Raw genomic sequence first — 815 nt, 5'->3', positions numbered from 1 at the left:
CCAAAAAAAGAGGAATTACCCATGGCAAAGGCCAAGTTTGAACGCAACAAGCCACACGTCAACGTCGGCACCATCGGACACGTTGACCACGGTAAAACAACCCTAACCGCCGCTATCGCAACCGTAGCAGCAAAAACCTCAGGCGGCGAAGCAAAAGACTACGCGTCAATTGACTCAGCCCCAGAAGAAAAAGCACGTGGCATCACCATCAACACCTCACACGTAGAGTATGACACCGACACCCGTCACTACGCCCACGTTGACTGCCCAGGTCACGCCGACTACGTTAAAAACATGATCACCGGTGCCGCACAAATGGACGGCGCAATCCTAGTCGTATCAGCAACTGACGGCCCAATGCCACAAACTCGTGAGCACATCTTGCTATCACGTCAGGTAGGCGTACCATACATCATCGTCTTCATGAACAAATGTGACCTAGTAGACGACGAAGAATTGCTAGAGCTCGTCGAAATGGAAGTACGTGAACTCCTAAACGACTACGACTTCCCAGGCGACGACACCCCAATCATGAAAGGTAGTGCCACCCAAGCCCTAAAAGGCGACGACGGCAAATACGGCGAACCAGCAGTCGTAGAACTACTAAACACCCTAGACACCTACATCCCAGAGCCAGAGCGTGACATCGACAAAGCATTCCTAATGCCAATCGAAGACGTATTCTCAATCTCAGGTCGTGGTACCGTTGTAACTGGCCGTGTTGAATCAGGTATCGTAAAAGTTGGTGACGAAATCGAAATCGTCGGTATCAAAGACACCCAAAAAACCACCTGTACAGGTGTTGAGATGTTCCG

1 protein-coding gene is annotated in these 815 nt (G+C 50.6%); it reads left to right on the top strand.

Going from position 1 to position 815, the window contains the following annotated elements; translation table 11 throughout:
* Positions 1-21: 21 nt before the first annotated feature.
* On the top strand, positions 22-815 hold a 794-nt coding region (locus tag JFC05_RS12685; protein WP_198337146.1), incomplete at its 3' end, for an elongation factor Tu.

The sequence above is a fragment of the Psychrobacter celer genome (genome assembly GCF_016107555.1).
Taxonomy (GTDB): domain Bacteria; phylum Pseudomonadota; class Gammaproteobacteria; order Pseudomonadales; family Moraxellaceae; genus Psychrobacter; species Psychrobacter celer.
Note: the sequence above shows the minus strand (reverse complement) of the source record. Positions and strands in the feature narration are given on the sequence as shown.